22 protein-coding genes and 1 tRNA gene are annotated in these 18396 nt (G+C 55.5%); 18 read left to right on the forward strand and 5 right to left on the reverse strand.

The window, feature by feature from the left end; all coding sequences use genetic code 11:
• Position 1: 1 nt before the first annotated feature.
• The 6 genes from mlaE (at position 2) to murA (ending at position 3988) form a co-directional block, all read left to right on the forward strand.
• Entirely contained in the window at positions 2 to 784 is a 783-nt protein-coding gene (gene mlaE / locus ABLV64_RS12085) for a lipid asymmetry maintenance ABC transporter permease subunit MlaE (RefSeq protein ID WP_004150949.1), read from the forward strand.
• Between the two features lie 4 nt (positions 785 to 788).
• On the forward strand, positions 789 to 1340 hold the full coding sequence (gene mlaD / locus ABLV64_RS12090) for an outer membrane lipid asymmetry maintenance protein MlaD (RefSeq protein WP_004206195.1): 552 nt from the start codon (positions 789 to 791) through the stop codon (positions 1338 to 1340).
• Between the two features lie 18 nt (positions 1341 to 1358).
• Positions 1359 to 1994, forward strand: coding sequence for a phospholipid-binding protein MlaC (mlaC, locus tag ABLV64_RS12095; RefSeq protein ID WP_004206194.1), 636 nt, complete (start codon positions 1359 to 1361; stop codon positions 1992 to 1994).
• Positions 1994 to 2284: a lipid asymmetry maintenance protein MlaB gene (gene mlaB / locus ABLV64_RS12100; protein ID WP_004206192.1), complete on the forward strand. Its 291-nt coding sequence runs from the start codon at positions 1994 to 1996 to the stop codon at positions 2282 to 2284. Before mlaC ends, mlaB begins: the two co-directional genes overlap by 1 nt.
• Positions 2285 to 2420: 136 nt before the next feature.
• The gene (gene ibaG, locus ABLV64_RS12105) at positions 2421 to 2675 is read left to right on the forward strand and encodes a BolA family iron metabolism protein IbaG (RefSeq protein WP_004144910.1); all 255 of its coding nucleotides are present in this window, start codon (positions 2421 to 2423) and stop codon (positions 2673 to 2675) included.
• 53 nt (positions 2676 to 2728) lie between these two features.
• A complete protein-coding gene (murA, locus tag ABLV64_RS12110; RefSeq protein WP_004206190.1) occupies positions 2729 to 3988 on the forward strand; it encodes a UDP-N-acetylglucosamine 1-carboxyvinyltransferase in 1260 nt (419 codons plus the stop codon).
• 54 nt (positions 3989 to 4042) lie between these two features.
• Here the strand turns inward: murA and sfsB are convergent, their stop codons facing one another.
• Together sfsB and ispB are read right to left on the reverse strand one after the other, a co-directional pair.
• A complete protein-coding gene (gene sfsB / locus ABLV64_RS12115) occupies positions 4043 to 4315 on the reverse strand; it encodes a DNA-binding transcriptional regulator SfsB (RefSeq protein ID WP_004206189.1) in 273 nt (90 codons plus the stop codon).
• A 197-nt stretch (positions 4316 to 4512) separates the two neighbouring features.
• Positions 4513 to 5484 (reverse strand): octaprenyl diphosphate synthase, encoded by a 972-nt coding sequence (ispB, locus tag ABLV64_RS12120; protein WP_004206188.1) that lies wholly within the window; start codon positions 5482 to 5484, stop codon positions 4513 to 4515.
• Between the two features lie 260 nt (positions 5485 to 5744).
• On the opposite strand from ispB, the gene rplU reads away from it, so the two are divergent.
• The 4 genes from rplU (at position 5745) to cgtA (ending at position 8587) form a co-directional block, all read left to right on the forward strand.
• Positions 5745 to 6056 (forward strand): 50S ribosomal protein L21, encoded by a 312-nt coding sequence (gene rplU / locus ABLV64_RS12125; RefSeq protein ID WP_002918379.1) that lies wholly within the window; start codon positions 5745 to 5747, stop codon positions 6054 to 6056.
• Between the two features lie 20 nt (positions 6057 to 6076).
• Entirely contained in the window at positions 6077 to 6334 is a 258-nt protein-coding gene (gene rpmA / locus ABLV64_RS12130; protein ID WP_002434222.1) for a 50S ribosomal protein L27, read from the forward strand.
• 93 nt (positions 6335 to 6427) lie between these two features.
• Complete coding sequence (locus tag ABLV64_RS12135) at positions 6428 to 7393, forward strand: DMT family transporter (RefSeq protein WP_004206187.1); 966 nt, start codon at positions 6428 to 6430, stop codon at positions 7391 to 7393.
• A 15-nt stretch (positions 7394 to 7408) separates the two neighbouring features.
• On the forward strand, positions 7409 to 8587 hold the full coding sequence (cgtA, locus tag ABLV64_RS12140) for an Obg family GTPase CgtA (RefSeq protein ID WP_004206186.1): 1179 nt from the start codon (positions 7409 to 7411) through the stop codon (positions 8585 to 8587).
• Between the two features lie 52 nt (positions 8588 to 8639).
• Here the strand turns inward: cgtA and dacB are convergent, their stop codons facing one another.
• Entirely contained in the window at positions 8640 to 10073 is a 1434-nt protein-coding gene (gene dacB, locus ABLV64_RS12145) for a serine-type D-Ala-D-Ala carboxypeptidase (protein WP_004206185.1), read from the reverse strand.
• Between the two features lie 235 nt (positions 10074 to 10308).
• Between dacB and greA the strand changes: the two genes are divergently transcribed.
• Positions 10309 to 10785, forward strand: coding sequence for a transcription elongation factor GreA (gene greA, locus ABLV64_RS12150; protein ID WP_002918375.1), 477 nt, complete (start codon positions 10309 to 10311; stop codon positions 10783 to 10785).
• Positions 10786 to 10937: 152 nt separating this feature from the next.
• Here the strand turns inward: greA and yhbY are convergent, their stop codons facing one another.
• The gene (gene yhbY / locus ABLV64_RS12155) at positions 10938 to 11231 is read right to left on the reverse strand and encodes a ribosome assembly RNA-binding protein YhbY (protein WP_002918374.1); all 294 of its coding nucleotides are present in this window, start codon (positions 11229 to 11231) and stop codon (positions 10938 to 10940) included.
• Positions 11232 to 11354: 123 nt separating this feature from the next.
• On the opposite strand from yhbY, the gene rlmE reads away from it, so the two are divergent.
• The 7 genes from rlmE (at position 11355) to ABLV64_RS12190 (ending at position 17494) form a co-directional block, all read left to right on the forward strand.
• Positions 11355 to 11984, forward strand: coding sequence for a 23S rRNA (uridine(2552)-2'-O)-methyltransferase RlmE (rlmE, locus tag ABLV64_RS12160; protein WP_002918373.1), 630 nt, complete (start codon positions 11355 to 11357; stop codon positions 11982 to 11984).
• A 99-nt stretch (positions 11985 to 12083) separates the two neighbouring features.
• A complete protein-coding gene (ftsH, locus tag ABLV64_RS12165) occupies positions 12084 to 14018 on the forward strand; it encodes an ATP-dependent zinc metalloprotease FtsH (protein WP_004206183.1) in 1935 nt (644 codons plus the stop codon).
• Positions 14019 to 14114: 96 nt separating this feature from the next.
• The gene (folP, locus tag ABLV64_RS12170; RefSeq protein ID WP_004206182.1) at positions 14115 to 14963 is read left to right on the forward strand and encodes a dihydropteroate synthase; all 849 of its coding nucleotides are present in this window, start codon (positions 14115 to 14117) and stop codon (positions 14961 to 14963) included.
• Positions 14956 to 16293, forward strand: a complete 1338-nt coding sequence (gene glmM, locus ABLV64_RS12175; RefSeq protein ID WP_004206179.1) for a phosphoglucosamine mutase — start codon at positions 14956 to 14958, stop codon at positions 16291 to 16293. The genes folP and glmM overlap by 8 nt, the downstream gene beginning before the upstream one ends.
• A 229-nt stretch (positions 16294 to 16522) precedes the next feature.
• Positions 16523 to 16852, forward strand: a complete 330-nt coding sequence (gene secG, locus ABLV64_RS12180) for a preprotein translocase subunit SecG (protein ID WP_002918369.1) — start codon at positions 16523 to 16525, stop codon at positions 16850 to 16852.
• Between the two features lie 9 nt (positions 16853 to 16861).
• Positions 16862 to 16948: transfer RNA gene (locus ABLV64_RS12185), tRNA-Leu, on the forward strand.
• 297 nt (positions 16949 to 17245) lie between these two features.
• A complete protein-coding gene (locus ABLV64_RS12190; protein ID WP_072206933.1) occupies positions 17246 to 17494 on the forward strand; it encodes a hypothetical protein in 249 nt (82 codons plus the stop codon).
• Between the two features lie 41 nt (positions 17495 to 17535).
• Here the strand turns inward: ABLV64_RS12190 and ABLV64_RS12195 are convergent, their stop codons facing one another.
• Positions 17536 to 18087: a YfaZ family outer membrane protein gene (locus ABLV64_RS12195; RefSeq protein ID WP_049003352.1), complete on the reverse strand. Its 552-nt coding sequence runs from the start codon at positions 18085 to 18087 to the stop codon at positions 17536 to 17538.
• Between the last annotated feature and the right edge of the window lie 309 nt (positions 18088 to 18396).

Below are 18396 nucleotides of genomic sequence, written 5' to 3' on the forward strand. Positions count from 1 at the left end.
GATGCTGTTTAATGCGCTGGCCGCGCTAGGCCATCGCGGTATTAAAACCACCGCGACCTTTGGACGCGCCGGATTAATGCTGTTCAACGCCGTTGTCGGCAAGCCAGAGTTTCGCAAGCACGCGCCGCTGCTGGTTCGTCAGCTCTACAACGTCGGCGTTCTGTCGATGCTGATTATCATTGTATCGGGCCTGTTTATCGGTATGGTGCTCGGGCTGCAGGGGTATCTGGTCTTAACCACCTACAGCGCAGAGACCAGTCTTGGCATGCTGGTGGCGCTGTCGCTGCTGCGCGAGCTGGGGCCGGTGGTCGCCGCGCTGCTGTTTGCCGGTCGCGCCGGGTCGGCGCTGACCGCCGAGATTGGCCTGATGCGGGCCACGGAACAGCTCTCCAGTATGGAGATGATGGCGGTGGATCCGCTGCGCCGCGTCATTTCTCCCCGTTTCTGGGCCGGCGTCATTTCGCTGCCGCTGCTGACGATTATCTTCGTTGCGGTGGGGATCTGGGGTGGAGCGCTGGTGGGCGTGAGCTGGAAAGGCATTGATGGTGGTTTTTTCTGGACCGCGATGCAAAATGCCGTCGACTGGCGAATGGATCTGGTGAACTGCCTGATTAAGAGCCTGGTATTCGCCATTACGGTAACCTGGATTGCGTTATTCAATGGTTATGACGCTATCCCCACTTCCGCCGGGATTAGCCGGGCGACTACGCGCACCGTGGTGCATGCGTCGCTGGCGGTTCTGGGGCTGGATTTTGTGCTGACTGCGCTGATGTTTGGGAATTGAGTTCATGCAAACGAAAAAAAATGAAATCTGGGTAGGGGTGTTCTTACTGGTGGCGCTGCTGGCGGCGCTGTTTGTCTGCCTGAAGGCGGCGAACGTCACCTCGCTACGTACCGAGCCGACTTACCGTCTTTACGCGACCTTCGATAATATCGGCGGCCTGAAAGCACGCTCGCCGGTGCGCATCGGCGGTGTGGTTGTTGGCCGCGTGGCGGACATCACCCTCGACCCGAAAACCTATCTGCCGCGCGTGGAGCTCGATATTGATGAGCGCTACAACCATATCCCGGATACCAGTTCGCTGGCGATCCGCACCTCTGGCCTGCTGGGCGAGCAGTATCTGGCGCTGAACGTCGGTTTTGAAGACCCGGACCTCGGGACGACTATTCTTAAAGACGGCGGTACTATCCAGGACACCAAGTCCGCTATGGTGCTGGAAGATCTGATTGGTCAGTTCCTTTATAACAGTAAGGGCGGCGACAATCAGAATTCTGGCAATGATAAGGCCGAGGCAGAAGGTCATACTGACGCGACGCCGGCAGCCGGCACGACGCATTAATTTCAGGAGAAACACGATATGTTTAAACGCTTACTCATGGTCGCCATGCTGGTGATTGCCCCGCTGACCGCCGCCCAGGCGGCAGACCAGTCCAATCCGTATAAGCTGATGAATGAAGCGGCGCAGAAAACCTTCGATCGCCTGAAGAATGAACAGCCGAAGATCAAGGCCAACCCTAACTATCTGCGCGACATCGTCGACCAGGAGCTTCTGCCTTATGTGCAGGTGAAGTATGCCGGCGCGCTGGTGCTGGGCCGCTATTACAAAGAAGCTACCCCGGCGCAGCGTGAAGCCTATTTTGCCGCCTTCCGTGAATACCTGAAGCAGGCCTATGGCCAGGCGTTGGCAATGTACCATGGTCAGACCTACCAGATTGCCCCGGAACAGCCGCTGGGCAGCGCGACCATCATTCCGATCCGCGTCACTATCATCGACCCGAACGGCCGTCCGCCGGTACGTCTCGACTTCCAGTGGCGTAAAAATACCCAGACCGGCAACTGGCAGGCCTACGATATGATTGCGGAAGGGGTCAGCATGATCACCACCAAACAAAACGAGTGGAGCGACCTGCTGCGTACCAAGGGCGTTGATGGCCTGACCGCGCAGCTCAAAGCGATCTCCGCTCAGCCGATCACCCTGGAACAGAAAAAATAATGAGCGGGCAGCTGAGCTGGACTCGTGATGGCGAGACGCTGGCGCTGCACGGAGAGCTGGACCAGGATCTGCTGGTCCCGCTCTGGGAGGCACGCGCCCAGGCGACGGCGGGGACAGCGATCATCGATCTCAGTCAGACCACGCGCGTGGACACGGCGGGCCTGGCGCTGTTAATGCATTTTGTAGCGCTGATTCGCCGCCAGGGCCGGGAAGCGCAGCTGATCGGCAAGAGCGAAAATCTGCAAACGCTGGTCGGTCTTTACAACCTGCCTGTCGATATGATCCCATAATCTTTTCAGTGTCTTAGCGCTGAAGCTATTCCGAAAGCCCCGGCAATCTTTTCGCCGGGGCTTTTTGCTTGTTTAAGACCGCGCCACTTTCCTCTAAGATGTTGGGCTGTTTTCACTATCAGATAAATTTGAGCCCATGGAAAATCATGAAATTCAGACCGTGCTGATGAACGCACTCCCCCTCCAGGAAGTCCACGTCTCTGGCGATGGCAGCCACTTTCAGGTTATTGCTGTGGGTGAGATGTTCGATGGCATGAGTCGGGTTAAAAAGCAGCAGAGCGTCTACGCGCCGCTGATGGAATATATTGCTGACAACCGCATCCATGCGCTGTCGATCAAGGCCTTTACTCCGCAGGAGTGGGCGCGAGACCGCAAACTAAATGGCTTCTAAGCTGTGGGGGATCCCCTGCAGCGTATGTGAATTTTTAATAGAGAACAGAATCAATGGATAAATTCCGTGTTCAGGGGCCGACTCGCCTTCAGGGCGAAGTCACCATCTCCGGTGCAAAAAACGCCGCCCTGCCAATCCTCTTTTCCGCGCTGCTTGCCGAAGAGCCGGTAGAGATCCAGAACGTACCTAAGCTGAAAGACATCGATACCACCATGAAGCTGCTGAGTCAGCTGGGCGCGAAGGTAGAGCGCAATGGTTCGGTGTGGATTGACGCCGGCCCGGTCGATGTATTCTGTGCTCCGTACGATCTGGTGAAAACCATGCGCGCCTCTATCTGGGCGCTGGGGCCGCTGGTGGCGCGTTTCGGTCAGGGACAAGTCTCTCTGCCTGGCGGCTGCGCCATCGGCGCGCGTCCGGTCGATCTGCATATTAGCGGCCTGGAACAGCTGGGCGCCGAGATCAAACTGGAAGAAGGTTATGTAAAAGCTTCGGTCAATGGTCGTCTGAAAGGCGCGCATATCGTGATGGATAAAGTGAGCGTCGGCGCCACCGTCACTATCATGAGCGCAGCGACCCTCGCCGAGGGTACGACGATTATCGAAAACGCCGCTCGCGAGCCGGAGATCGTCGATACCGCGAACTTCCTTAACGCGCTGGGCGCAAAAATCAGCGGCCAGGGTACCGATCGCATCACCATCGAAGGCGTGCAGCGTCTGGGCGGCGGCGTTTACCGTGTGCTGCCGGACCGTATTGAAACCGGGACCTTCCTGGTGGCCGCAGCCATTTCCGGCGGCAAGATCCTCTGCCGTAACGCGCAACCAGATACCCTCGATGCCGTACTGGCGAAGCTGCGCGACGCCGGAGCGGACATCGAAACGGGCGAAGACTGGATCAGCCTTGATATGCATGGCAACCGTCCGAAAGCGGTTAACGTGCGTACCGCGCCGCATCCGGGCTTCCCGACCGATATGCAGGCCCAGTTCACGCTGCTCAACCTGGTCGCGGAAGGGACCGGCGTGATCACCGAAACGATCTTTGAAAACCGCTTTATGCACATTCCGGAACTGATCCGTATGGGTGCTCACGCGGAGATCGAGAGCAATACCGCGATCTGCCACGGCGTGAAGCAGCTTTCGGGCGCGCAGGTGATGGCGACCGATTTGCGTGCTTCGGCGAGCCTCGTGCTGGCAGGTTGTATCGCTGAGGGAACCACCATCGTCGATCGCATCTATCATATCGATCGTGGCTATGAGCGTATCGAAGATAAACTGCAGGCGCTGGGTGCCAATATTCAGCGCGTGAAAGGCGAGTAATCGCGTCCTGACAGGGCCCGGGCGTCTCTCCCGGGTCCTTGTCGCATTATCCCATCACTTGTCCATCTTCTTTTGACGCATCATCTGCGTTCTGTCGATAAACTCATGCGTTACCGGATCATGGTAGCGTGACGGCCAGATGACCCATGGCTGTGTATCCAGCGCCGTGGCGATGATTAATTCGCCTTTCGGCCAGGGGCGGGTCAGGGCGTTCGCCAGCGTTGAAGAACTCAGACCGTGCCGTCGCGACTCTGCCGCCAGCGATGTTCCCCGTTTACGTAATCCAGCAACAATATCTGCGGGATGCCAGTCGATGAACTTATCCATAAATTCTCCTGGTGATAAAGATCCTGAACGGCCCATATGGGCAACGGAGACACTATACCCGCGCACCAGGTAAGGTTCTAACAAGTTCTGTTAAAGCGTCGGAATATTCAGAATGTATCAAGATATCGGGAAATTTACGGTAGGGAATGGATTTTTACTGGAACTTTCCCGCGCACTGCGCGGGAAGGGAGAGGGGATTAATGATCGCGCTGAACCGCGATATGCGCCAGCCCGATCAAGGCTTCACGCCAGGGGGTGTCCGGGAGAATCTGCAGCGCGGCAATCGCTTTGTCAGCTTCTTCTTCAGCACGTTTCTGCGTCCACTCCAGCGAACCGCAGGCAGCCATCGTTTCCAGGACGGCATCCAGCAGATGGCGGCCGTTGCCCTGCTCGATAGCCCCGCGGATCATCGCCGATTGATCGGCGGTACCATGGTGCATGGCGTGCAGCAGCGGTAGCGTCGGTTTGCCTTCGTTGAGGTCGTCACCGACGTTTTTACCGAGCCGCTCTCCGTCGGAGCTGTAATCGAGTAAATCGTCGATCAGCTGGAAAGCGGTGCCGAGATAGCGGCCATAATCCTGCAACGCGCGCTCTTCTTCCGCAGTGCAGTCGGCCAGCAGTCCCGCACACTGCGAGGCTGCCTCAAACAGACGCGCCGTCTTGCTGTAGATGACGCGCATGTAGTTCTCTTCCGTGATATCCGGGTCATTGACGTTCATCAGCTGCAGCACTTCGCCTTCGGCAATGACGTTCACCGCTTCCGACATGACCTCGAGGATCTTCAGCGAGCCCAGCTGGGTCATCATCTGAAAGGCGCGGGTATAGATAAAATCGCCGACCAGCACGCTGGCGGCATTGCCAAACGCCGCATTTGCCGTGGCTTTGCCGCGACGCATATCAGACTCATCGACTACGTCGTCATGCAGCAGGGTGGCGGTATGAATAAATTCAATCAGCGCAGCAATGGTGACATGCGCGCTCCCCTGATAACCCACCGCGCGCGCGGCGAGCACAGCAATCATCGGGCGAATGCGTTTGCCGCCGCCGCTGACGATGTAATAGCCTAACTGATTGATAAGCTGAACATCGGAGTTGAGTTGCTCAAGAATCGTCGCATTGACACCCGCCATATCTTGCGCGGTTAACTCATTGATTTTTTCTAAATTCATCGCAAAAGCCGGGCCAAATGTCCTGTTACCATGAATCCAGGTGGGATCACAGAAGGATTAAGACAGAATTAAAAGAAGATATGATTGTACTGAAAAATTGCCGTAGATAAACGTTGTCGTGAAAGTTGTGTTTTTTTTCTGCATTGATCGCTAATCGCTCTTGTCAAAGGCTCGCGTTTTGCGTAATATTCGCGCCCTATTGTGAATATTTATAGCGCACTCTGAATCACACGAAGAGGTGCGCGGAAGCGGAGTTTTATATGTACGCGGTTTTCCAAAGTGGTGGTAAACAACACCGAGTAAGCGAAGGTCAGACCGTTCGCCTGGAAAAGCTGGACATCGCAACTGGCGAAGCTGTTGAGTTCGCTGAAGTGCTGATGATCGCAAACGGTGAAGAAATCAAGATCGGCGTTCCTTTCGTTGAGGGCGGCGTAATCAAAGCTGAAGTTGTTGCTCACGGTCGTGGCGAGAAAGTTAAAATCGTTAAGTTTCGTCGTCGTAAACACTATCGTAAGCAGCAGGGCCATCGTCAGTGGTTCACTGATGTGAAAATCACTGGCATCAGCGCCTAAGACCTGAGGAGTAGATTTAAATGGCACATAAAAAGGCTGGCGGCTCGACTCGTAACGGTCGCGATTCAGAAGCTAAACGTCTGGGCGTAAAACGTTTCGGCGGTGAAGCAGTTCTGGCAGGTAGCATCATCGTTCGTCAACGTGGTACCAAATTCCACGCTGGCACCAACGTTGGTTGCGGCCGTGACCACACTCTGTTCGCTTTGACTGACGGTAAAGTCAAGTTCGAAGTTAAAGGCCCGAAAAACCGTAAATTCATCAGCATCGTTGCTGAATAAGTTTTTCGCGTCCCGGTAACGGATGAAAGCCCCGCAACACGTTGCGGGGCTTTTTACATTCGTCTACCGGAAAATTTTTGCAGGGAAACAGGCATGAAGCAGCAGGCTGGGATTGGCATTATTCTGGCGCTTACCACCGCGATGTGTTGGGGAGCGTTGCCGATTGCAATGAAGCAGGTTCTTGAGGTGATGGCGCCGCCAACGGTGGTGTTTTATCGCTTCCTGATGGCCAGTATTGGCCTTGGCGCGATCCTCGCGATCAAAGGCAAACTGCCGCCGCTGCGGATTTTTCGCAAGCCGCGCTGGCTGGTCTTATTAGCGATTGCCACCGGCGGTCTGTTCGGTAACTTCATTCTGTTCAGTTCTTCCCTGCAGTATCTCAGCCCCACGGCTTCTCAGGTCATCGGCCAGCTATCGCCGGTGGGCATGATGGTGGCTAGCGTCGTGATTCTGAAAGAGCGCATGCGCGGCACCCAGGTGGTGGGCGCGTTGATGCTGCTCAGCGGGCTGGTGATGTTCTTCAACACCAGCCTGATTGAAATCTTTACCCGCCTGACGGACTACACGTGGGGGGTAATTTTCGGCGTTGCTGCCGCCACGGTGTGGGTAAGCTACGGCGTCGCGCAAAAGGTGTTATTGCGCCGTCTGGCATCGCAGCAGATACTATTTTTGCTGTACACTTTATGTACGATTGCATTACTGCCGCTCGCTGAGCCTGGGGTGATATCCCGGTTAAGCAGCTGGCAACTGGCATGCCTGATTTTTTGCGGGCTAAATACCCTGGTCGGCTACGGCGCGCTGGCGGAAGCCATGGCGCGCTGGCAGGCGGCGCAGGTCAGCGCGTTAATCACCTTGACGCCACTGTTTACGCTACTGTTTTCTGATTTATTATCAATGGCCTGGCCCGATGTTTTCGCCAGACCGATGTTAAACCTGATTGGTTATCTCGGTGCGTTTGTCGTGGTTGCGGGCGCGATGTATTCCGCCATCGGTCATCGCCTTTGGGGACGTTGGCGTAAGCGAGAGGCGGTAGTACCGCTGCCCCGCTCAGGCGAATGATTTACGGAGAGTAAAATGAAGTTTGTAGATGAAGCAACGATCCTGGTCGTAGCAGGTGACGGCGGCAATGGTTGCGTAAGCTTCCGCCGCGAGAAATATATTCCGAAAGGCGGCCCGGACGGCGGCGATGGCGGTGACGGCGGCGATGTCTGGCTGGAAGCGGACGAGAACCTGAATACCCTGATCGACTACCGTTTTGAAAAATCTTTCCGCGCCGAACGCGGGCAGAATGGCCAGAGCCGCGACTGTACCGGTAAGCGTGGTAAAGACGTGACGGTAAAAGTGCCGGTCGGGACCCGGGTTATCGACCAGGGCACCGGCGAGACCATGGGCGATATGACCAAACACGGTCAGCGTCTGATGGTGGCAAAGGGCGGCTGGCACGGTCTGGGCAACACCCGTTTTAAATCATCCGTTAACCGTACCCCGCGTCAGAAGACCATGGGTACGCCGGGTGATAAGCGCGACCTGCAGCTGGAGCTGATGCTGCTGGCGGACGTCGGAATGCTGGGGATGCCGAACGCCGGTAAATCCACCTTCATCCGTGCGGTCTCCGCCGCCAAGCCAAAAGTGGCTGACTATCCGTTTACCACCCTGGTGCCAAGCCTGGGCGTGGTGCGTATGGACAACGAGAAGAGCTTTGTGGTCGCCGATATCCCGGGGCTGATTGAAGGCGCAGCGGAAGGCGCAGGCCTCGGTATCCGCTTCCTCAAGCACCTTGAGCGCTGCCGCGTATTGCTGCACTTGATCGACATCGAGCCTATCGACGGTTCCGATCCGGTTGAGAACGCGCGCATCATCATCGGCGAACTGGAGAAATACAGCGAGAAGCTGGCCTCCAAACCGCGCTGGTTAGTCTTTAACAAGATTGACCTGATGGACAAAGCGGAAGCCGAAGCTAAAGCGAAGGCGATTGCTGAAGCGCTTGGTTGGGAAGAGAAATTCTACCTGATCTCCGCCGCCAGCCAGCAGGGCGTGAAAGATCTGTGCTGGGACGTGATGACCTTCATCATCGAAAACCCCATCGTGCAGGCGGAAGAAGAGCAGAAGCCGGAGAAAGTCGAGTTTATGTGGGACGACTATCACCGTCAGCAGCTTGAAGAGGCCGAAGCCGAAGTGGAAGATGACGAAGACTGGGATGACGACTGGGACGAAGACGACGAAGAAGGCGTCGAATTCATCTACAAACGCTAATCCTGACTTCTTTGGATCAAAAAGGGCCGCATCTGATGCGGCCCTTTTGTTTTTAGTTGTTCTGGTACAGATCCTTATAAAGCCGGCTTTCAAAGCGCACCAACGGTATGCGGCGATTACGCTGATCGGCTGGCTCCACGGCGTAGCCGGAGAGGTATTGCACGAAGGCCACCTTTTGCCCGCTGGCGGTAGTGATGAAGCCCGCAAGGTTATAAACCCCCTGCAGTGACCCAGTTTTCGCCGAGACTTTGCCATCGACGCCCGCCTGATGGAGGCCGGCGCGATACTGCAGCGAGCCGTCATGGCCCGCCAGCGGCAGCATAGAGATGAAGTTGAGCTCGGTGTCGTGCTGGGCGATATACTGCAACACCTGCATCATGGTCGCCGGGGCGATCAGGTTGTGGCGCGACAGGCCAGAGCCGTCGGCGATGATGGTGTTGCCAAGATCAACACCAGCCTGTTGACGCAGGATCTGACGTACGGCATCGGATCCTGCCCGCCAGGTCCCTGGTACGCCGAACCGGGCATGACCGATGGTACGAAAAACGGTATCCGCAATCATGTTGTCGGATTTCTTCAGCATGATCCGCAGCAGATCGTGCAGCGGCGCCGACTGGGTGGTGGCTAATACCGTACCGGGCTCATTGGCCAGTGTCTGACGCAGCAGCGTGCCGCTATAGGCGATCCCCGCCTGCTTCAGCTCCGCTTTAAGGATCGCCCCGGCATAGCTGGCGCCATCCTGTATCGCAAAGGCCAGCGGCAGCGGTTCGCTACGCTGCGGCAGGCAGCCGGTGAGGGTATAGCGGTTGAGGTCGCCCGGCACCACGTCCAGTTCGCAATACTGGGCTTCCGATGAGCCGCGCGCCAGGGTGCGAACCTGACTGAACATGGTGACCGGATAATAGGAGGCGACGCGAATGAAGGCGAGATCGCCCGGCTTCTGCGCGCTATACAGCGAGACCGAGAAGCAGTTGCGGTCGACAATCGCCGCCGCAGGCGGAGCGCTGAAGCATTGCGTCATGTCGTTCCACGGCCACCCCGGCGCTTTATCATGGCTGGCGAAGACCGAGGTATCGATAAGCACATTGCCGTCGATACGCTGCACGCCAGCTTTTTTTAGCGTCGCCACCATGTTGCGAATATCCTGCCGCTTCAGCGTTGGGTCGCCGCCGAAGCGGGCGATCAGATCGCCTTTCAGCACGCCGCCGTCCAGTGAGCCTTTGGTTTCCAGCGTGGTGGTGAAGCGAAAATCGGGCCCCAGTTGCAGCAGCGCCGCCAGCGCGGTGATGACCTTTTGCGTACTGGCTGGAAGTGCCATTTGCTGGCTGTGATAGTCGATTTCCGGCGTCGACGCGCCGACCTTTTGCGCCATAAAGGCAAGGTTCGCACCGGCGGGAAGCTGGGTGATGTACTCGTCAATATTCGCCGCCTGAGCGCTAAGCGCTATACCGGCAGTCAATCCGATGATAAATCTGGGAAATCGCATAATCTCGCGCTAACAACCTGAAGCCAGGCCGTCATACTACGGTGCAACGCCCAGTAAAGTAAACGATGACCCATAATGAACTTCGGGTTAAAATACCTATCAAATGAAAAATTGCTGCTGACCTGGGGAGTGTTTCCCGGGTCGGTTTCTTTTTGCTCGTGTCCTGCCCGTGTACAGGACAGGTGGCGGAGCGGGGCTATCCGTTCCCTGAAGGAATGATAAAGAGGTATAACTAATGCAAGCGATTCCGATGACCTTACGTGGCGCTGAAAAACTGCGCGAAGAACTGGATTATCTGAAGTCTGTGCGTCGTCCTGAAATCATTGCCGCTATTGCTGAGGCCCGTGAACACGGCGATCTGAAAGAGAATGCTGAGTATCACGCCGCGCGTGAACAGCAGGGCTTCTGCGAAGGGCGTATCAAGGACATCGAAGCGAAACTGTCCAACGCGCAGGTTATCGATATCACCAAAATGCCGAACAATGGCCGGGTGATTTTTGGTTCAACCGTCAGTGTGCTGAACCTCGATACTGACGAGGAGCAGACCTACCGTATCGTGGGCGATGACGAAGCTGATTTTAAGCAGAATCTGATCTCCGTGAACTCGCCGATTGCCCGTGGTCTGATCGGTAAAGAGCAGGATGACGTCGTGACTATCCGCACACCAGGTGGGGAAGTGGAATACGAAATTACCAAGGTTGAATACCTGTAAGGCGTATTTCCCGCTACGATGTTTATAGATTGTAAAGAAAGGAAAAAGGCCGCATAGCGGCCTTTTATCAACGTCACGAGCATGGCATTTTGCTCGCCTGGCCACAGAAATCCCTCGTTTTACACAAAGTTGTGTCGGGATTGAGGATATTCTTAGCGTGGCAGCGAGATTTTACGCTCTGGCGTTGGGCGGTACAGAACCAGCGTTTTACCGATGACCTGTACGTTACAGGCGCCGGTTTCGCGCACGATGGCTTCCACGATCAAGGCTTTAGTTTCGCGATCTTCTGAGGCGATCTTCACCTTGATGAGTTCATGGTGCCCTAACGCTTGTTCGATCTCGGCCAGTACCCCTTCGGTCAAACCATTGTTGCCAAGCATAACTACCGGCTTGAGCGGATGTGCCAGACCTTTCAGGTGCTGTTTTTGTTTAGTACTCAGATTCATCGTATTTTTTTGCTTACGTTGGGATTGAAAACGGGTCATTCTACCGCCATCTCCCATATATCGCCAAACTACCGCGTCGATTTTTACGCAGTAAAGTACGATGAACCCGAACGGGAATGTTAAATGACAGGTAAAAAGCGTTCTGCCAGCTCAAGCCGCTGGCTTCAGGAACACTTTAGCGATAAATATGTTCAACAGGCACAGAAAAAGGGGTTACGTTCCCGTGCCTGGTTTAAACTTGATGAAATACAGCAAAGTGACAAAATTTTTAAGCCGGGGATGACGGTAGTCGACCTCGGTGCTGCTCCCGGTGGCTGGTCGCAGTATGCGGTCACGCAGATCGGCAACAGCGGCCGCATCATCGCTTGCGATCTTTTACCAATGGATCCAATTGTTGGTGTGGACTTCCTTCAGGGCGATTTTCGTGATGAATTAGTCCTGAAAGCGTTACTTGAGCGAGTGGGCGACAGTAAAGTACAAGTGGTCATGTCCGATATGGCGCCGAATATGTGCGGAACACCGGCGGTGGATATTCCCCGGGCTATGTATCTGGTAGAACTGGCGCTTGAAATGTCTCGTGATGTATTAGCGCCAGGTGGTAGTTTTGTAGTGAAGGTGTTCCAGGGCGAAGGCTTCGATGAGTATCTTCGAGAAATTCGCTCCCTGTTTACGAAGGTCAAAGTTCGTAAGCCGGACTCTTCCCGCGCTCGTTCGCGTGAAGTGTATATTGTAGCGACCGGGCGTAAACCATAACCGGCAGATTTCAAACGAAAGTTTGAAAGAAACTGGATATAGAGTATCCTGACGCTGTTTTTAACACAGTTGTAATAAGAGGTTAATCCCTTGAGTGACATGGCGAAAAACCTAATACTCTGGCTGGTCATTGCCGTTGTGCTGATGTCAGTATTCCAGAGCTTTGGGCCCAGCGAGTCGAATGGCCGCAAGGTGGATTATTCTACCTTCCTGCAAGAGGTCAATCAGGACCAGGTTCGCGAAGCGCGTATCAACGGACGTGAGATCAACGTTACCAAGAAAGATAGTAACCGTTACACGACTTACATTCCGGTTAACGATCCGAAGCTGCTCGATAACCTGTTGACTAAAAACGTCAAAGTGGTTGGTGAACCACCAGAAGAGCCAAGCCTGCTGGCTTCCATCTTCATCTCCTGGTTCCCTATGCTGCTGTTGATCGGCGTCTGGATCTTTTTTATGCGGCAAATGCAGGGCGGCGGCGGGAAGGGCGCGATGTCCTTCGGCAAAAGCAAAGCCCGTATGCTGACGGAAGATCAGATCAAAACCACTTTTGCTGACGTTGCCGGGTGTGACGAAGCGAAAGAGGAAGTCGGCGAACTGGTGGAATACCTGCGTGAGCCGAGCCGCTTCCAGAAACTGGGCGGTAAGATCCCGAAAGGCGTCCTGATGGTCGGTCCTCCGGGTACCGGTAAAACGTTGCTGGCGAAAGCGATCGCTGGCGAAGCAAAAGTGCCGTTCTTTACTATTTCCGGTTCTGACTTCGTAGAAATGTTCGTCGGTGTTGGTGCATCTCGTGTGCGTGACATGTTCGAACAGGCTAAGAAAGCAGCGCCTTGCATCATCTTCATCGATGAAATCGACGCCGTCGGCCGCCAGCGTGGCGCCGGTCTTGGCGGTGGCCACGATGAACGTGAGCAGACCCTGAACCAGATGCTGGTTGAGATGGACGGCTTTGAAGGTAACGAAGGCATTATCGTTATCGCGGCGACTAACCGTCCGGACGTTCTTGACCCCGCGCTGTTGCGTCCGGGCCGTTTTGACCGCCAGGTGGTGGTTGGCCTGCCGGATGTTCGCGGTCGTGAGCAGATCCTGAAAGTGCATATGCGTCGCGTTCCGCTGGCGCCGGATATCGATGCGGCAATCATTGCTCGCGGTACCCCTGGCTTCTCCGGTGCCGACCTGGCCAACCTGGTCAACGAAGCGGCCCTGTTTGCTGCCCGCGGCAACAAACGCGTCGTCTCGATGGTTGAGTTCGAAAAAGCGAAAGACAAAATCATGATGGGTGCGGAACGCCGCTCCATGGTGATGACGGAAGCGCAGAAAGAGTCTACCGCTTACCACGAAGCGGGCCACGCGATTATCGGTCGCCTGGTGCCGGAGCACGATCCGGTACACAAAGTGACGATTATCCCGCGCGGTCGTGCGCTGGGTGTGACCTTCTTCCTGCCGGAAGGCGATGCGATCAGCGCCAGCCGTCAGAAACTGGAAAGTCAGATCTCCACCTTGTACGGCGGTCGTCTGGCGGAAGAGATTATCTACGGTCCGGAACATGTTTCTACCGGCGCGTCCAACGACATTAAAGTGGCGACGAACCTGGCGCGTAACATGGTGACCCAGTGGGGCTTCTCCGACAAACTCGGTCCGCTGCTGTATGCGGAAGAAGAGGGTGAAGTGTTCCTCGGCCGCAGCGTCGCGAAAGCGAAGCATATGTCCGATGAAACCGCGCGTATCATCGACCAGGAAGTGAAATCGCTGATTGAGCGTAACTATGGTCGTGCTCGCCAGTTGCTGAACGACAACATGGATATTCTGCACGCGATGAAAGATGCGCTCATGAAGTATGAGACCATCGATGCGCCGCAGATTGACGACCTGATGGCTCGTCGCGATGTTCGTCCGCCAGCGGGTTGGGAAGAACCAGGTTCTTCTAACAACTCTGACAACAATGGCACGCCTCGTGCGCCGCGTCCGGTTGATGAACCGCGTACGCCGAACCCGGGCAATACCATGTCAGAGCAGCTGGGCGACAAATAAGCTGCCGCTGTTGATGTCTTGTTTTAACCTTAAAACCCCGGGGCGCCCGCTCCGGGGTTTTTCTTTTTTAACCTCTTCTGTCTCAGGGATTTTGTGATGAAACTTGTAGCCCAGGGCTCAACCCTCGATCTCTCTCACCCCCACGTGATGGGTATTCTTAATGTGACGCCTGACTCCTTCTCTGATGGCGGCGCCCATAATTCGCTGATTGAGGCGGTGAAGCATGCCAATCTGATGATCAACGCCGGGGCGACCATCATTGATATCGGCGGTGAATCGACGCGGCCAGGGGCGGCTGAGGTTAGCGTGGAAGAGGAGCTTGCGCGGGTGATCCCGGTGGTGGAGGCTATCGCCCAGCGCTTTGAGGTGTGGATCTCAGTGGACACCTCCAAAGCGGAGGTTATCCGCGAATCGGCCCGAGCGGGGGCGCATATCATTAACGATATTCGTTCGCTGACCGAACCCGGCGCGCTGCAGGCTGCGGCGGAAACCGGGTTGCCGGTGTGTCTGATGCATATGCAGGGACAGCCGAAAACCATGCAGGAGGCGCCGAAGTATGAGGATGTCTTCGCCGATGTAGAGCGCTTTTTTAATGAACACATCGTGCGCTGCGAACAGGCGGGGATCGCAAAAGAAAAATTGCTGCTCGACCCGGGATTCGGTTTCGGTAAAAATCTCACCCACAATTATCAGTTGCTGGCCAGGCTGGGAGAGTTTCATCACTTTGGTCTGCCGCTGCTGGTCGGTATGTCGCGTAAGTCGATGGTAGGTCAGTTGCTGAACGTTGGGCCGTCGGAACGGCTGAACGGCAGCCTGGCGTGTGCCGTCATAGCAGCAATGCAGGGCGCGCAGATTATCCGCGTCCATGATGTCAAAGAAACGGTAGAAGCGCTGCGCGTGGTGGAAGCCACCCTCGCCGCTAAGGGAAAAAAACGTTATGAGTAACCGCAAGTATTTTGGCACCGATGGTATTCGTGGCCGCGTCGGCGATGCGCCGATCACTCCGGAATTTGTGCTTAAGCTCGGCTGGGCGGCGGGTAAAGTGTTAGCGCGCCACGGCTCGCGTAAAATTATCATCGGCAAGGATACCCGTATTTCGGGCTATATGCTGGAATCGGCGCTGGAAGCCGGGCTGGCGGCAGCGGGACTCTCTGCATCGTTCACCGGGCCAATGCCGACGCCGGCGATTGCCTACCTGACGCGCGCCTTTCGCGCCGAGGCGGGGATCGTCATCTCCGCTTCACATAACCCTTTCTACGACAACGGCATCAAGTTCTTCTCCATTGAGGGCACCAAGCTGCCTGATGATGTGGAAGAGGCGATTGAAGCCGAAATGGAGAAAGAACTCACCTGTGTGGATTCGGCTGAGCTGGGTAAAGCCAGCCGTATCGTCGATGCCGCGGGGCGCTACATTGAGTTTTGTAAAGGCACCTTTCCCAATGAACTGAGCCTCTCCACGCTGAAAGTGGTGGTGGACTGTGCGCATGGCGCAACCTACCACATCGCTCCTAATGTATTCCGCGAGCTGGGCGCCCAGGTTATCGCGATGGGCTGTGAGCCTGACGGCCTCAACATCAACGAAGAGGTCGGGGCTACCGACGTGCGGGCGCTGCAGGCGCGCGTGCTGGCGGAAAAAGCCGATCTGGGCATTGCCTACGACGGCGATGGCGATCGGGTGATCATGGTTGACCATGAAGGCAATAAAGTCGATGGTGACCAAATCCTCTACATCATCGCCCGGGAAGGGCTGCGTCAGGGACAGCTGCGCGGCGGCGCCGTCGGTACGCTGATGAGCAATATGGGCCTGGAGCTGGCGCTCAAGCAGCTAGGCATCCCGTTTGCCCGTGCGAAGGTGGGCGACCGCTATGTGCTGGAGATGCTTCAGGAAAAAGGCTGGCGCATCGGTGCGGAAAACTCCGGCCATGTGATCCTGCTGGATAAAACCACCACCGGCGATGGCATCGTCGCCAGTCTGCAGGTGGTCGCGGCGATGGTACGCAACCACATGAGCCTGCATGACCTGTGCAGCGGCATGAAGATGTTCCCTCAGCTGCTGGTGAATGTGCGCTTTACCGAGGGCAGCGGCAACCCTCTGGAGAATGAGCATGTCAAAGCGGTGACCGCAGAAGTGGAAGCGGCATTAGGTAAGCGTGGCCGCGTCCTGCTGCGTAAATCGGGTACGGAGCCGCTGATCCGCGTCATGGTGGAAGGCGAGCATGAAGATCAGGTGCACGAGTTTGCGCATCGCATCGCCGAAGCGGTAAAAAGCGTCTAAGCTTGCCGGCTAAGTGGTTAAAAAGGCGGCGCTTGCCGCCTTTTTTATGATCGAATACCGGCTTTTTGCTGTTTTTTTCTGCAGTTGATACAATGTGTCGAAATTGCCCTTGCGAAGGTCATTCGCTTTGGTTAGTATTCACACCCGCTTCAGTGGGAAACGTTAAAACGTCCCACTTTATTGGTCGAAGCACTTGGTATGCGGCGAATCCGCAAGGAACAGGTTGATTATGTACGAAGCTCTTTTGGTTGTTTTCCTTATTGTAGCGATTGGCCTCGTAGGTCTGGTTATGCTGCAGCAAGGTAAAGGCGCTGATATGGGAGCCTCCTTCGGTGCAGGCGCTTCCGGCACACTGTTTGGGTCCAGCGGTTCTGGTAACTTCATGACCCGTATGACCGGCATCCTGGCTGCGCTGTTCTTCATCATCAGTCTGGCGCTGGGTAACATCAACAGCAACAAGACCAGTAAAGGAAGTGAGTGGGATAACCTGAGCGCGCCGAAAACGGAGCAAACTCAGCCAACTGCGCCGGCTCAGCCGACCAGCGATATCCCGCACTAAGTATTCTGTACCGAGGTGGTGGAATTGGTAGACACGCTACCTTGAGGTGGTAGTGCCCTAACGGGCTTGTGGGTTCGAGTCCCATCCTCGGTACCAATATTCCAGAAGAAAGACGCTGAAAAGCGTCTTTTTTTGTTTTTGTCCCCACCGACCATTTATTATTAAACATCTCTTCGCTGGTCCCCTCCTTTTGCTGTCGTTAAAGTCGCCTCGTCAAATTAACAGAGGTGAAGTGACACAATGAACAAGATCGGGGTGCTTATCGTCGCCGGCGTGCTCGGTTTAGCGGGATGCAGTTCAACATCCCCATCCAAAACGGTGGAGACGATTAATACGCTAACCGTACCGGTATCGCACAGTGAGCCGGGGACTGCGGCGAACAATGCCCAGGCTGTGACGCGCTATTTCCAGGACAATACGGCACTGATTGGTCGCCTTAATCATTCGTTGAAAAGCCATTACTTGCAGGATGTGGAGCGCCGCGATGTGTTCGACAGACACAGCGAGGCATATCAGGTGTATGGCGCGTTGACCCGCCTGGAGCAGATGGCGTCCATGAATGACGTTTACCGTAAAGAGAATAATGTTGCTGGTCTGCAGGAGATCAACCGTGTACTGAAAAGCGTGCCGCTGACCAGCTGAGATGAGACAGGGACTGCCGGAAGGCAATCCCTGTGCATGGATTAAAAGCGGAAGTTAACCCCGGCATAGGCCCCGTCGGCGAGGGTGTTGTCGCGGTTGCCATCTTTCCCCGCCATATCGATATAACGATAGCCAGCTTCGATATTTAGCGACGGGAGCACGTTAAGGCGTAGCCCGGCATTAGCCTCTACATAATCATCGACGCCGCTGGACATCGAGTCCGGCGAGTAATAACCCTCACCGAAGAGCGTGAAGTACTGGCCGAGTGGGAGTTCTGCTCCGCCACCTGCGGCGATAGCGTAACCTTCATCACCGTCTTTAGGGTTCAAATAGACCCCTTTACCGCCCAGCGTCATCAGAAAAGGCCCGAGGTTAAAGTTGTAACCCATTCCCAGTCCTACGCTGTCCCCGTCATTGTCGCTGTGGGCCCACTGGGTGTTGAACGTCATGCCAGGTTCCCCGGCACCAAAGCTGGCGGACAGATTGGTAAACTCGGCGCCGGCTTCACCATGCAGGTTAACGGATGCGCAGGCAGCGCTGCTGGCCTCTAAAGCGATCATCACGGCAACCATTTTTGGAGCAATAGACTTCATTGTTGAATTCCTTCAGATAAAAAAAAGCCCGATACGGGCGTTCGGGCAAAATTAACGGGTTCTTGGATCTCATCGTTATGGTCGCTGCAGACGGCAAACAAGAGGGGTCAACTCCCGCTGCCGCTGCTCACGCCTGGCCGATTTCCGGTGGCATATTCTGAGCTGATGCAGGCCCGGCGGTTAACGCCGTGAGTGGCAGTCTGCTGGTTGATCTCAGGGACATGTTGTCCACCGGTAAATTCAGGAACTCAGCATAAAATTTTTCTTTTTTTACCGTTAGCGTTTATTGATTTAAATTTAAACATTTTC

Origin of the sequence: Klebsiella sp. JB_Kp031 (assembly GCF_040064295.1) — a bacterium.
Taxonomy (GTDB): domain Bacteria; phylum Pseudomonadota; class Gammaproteobacteria; order Enterobacterales; family Enterobacteriaceae; genus Klebsiella; species Klebsiella quasipneumoniae.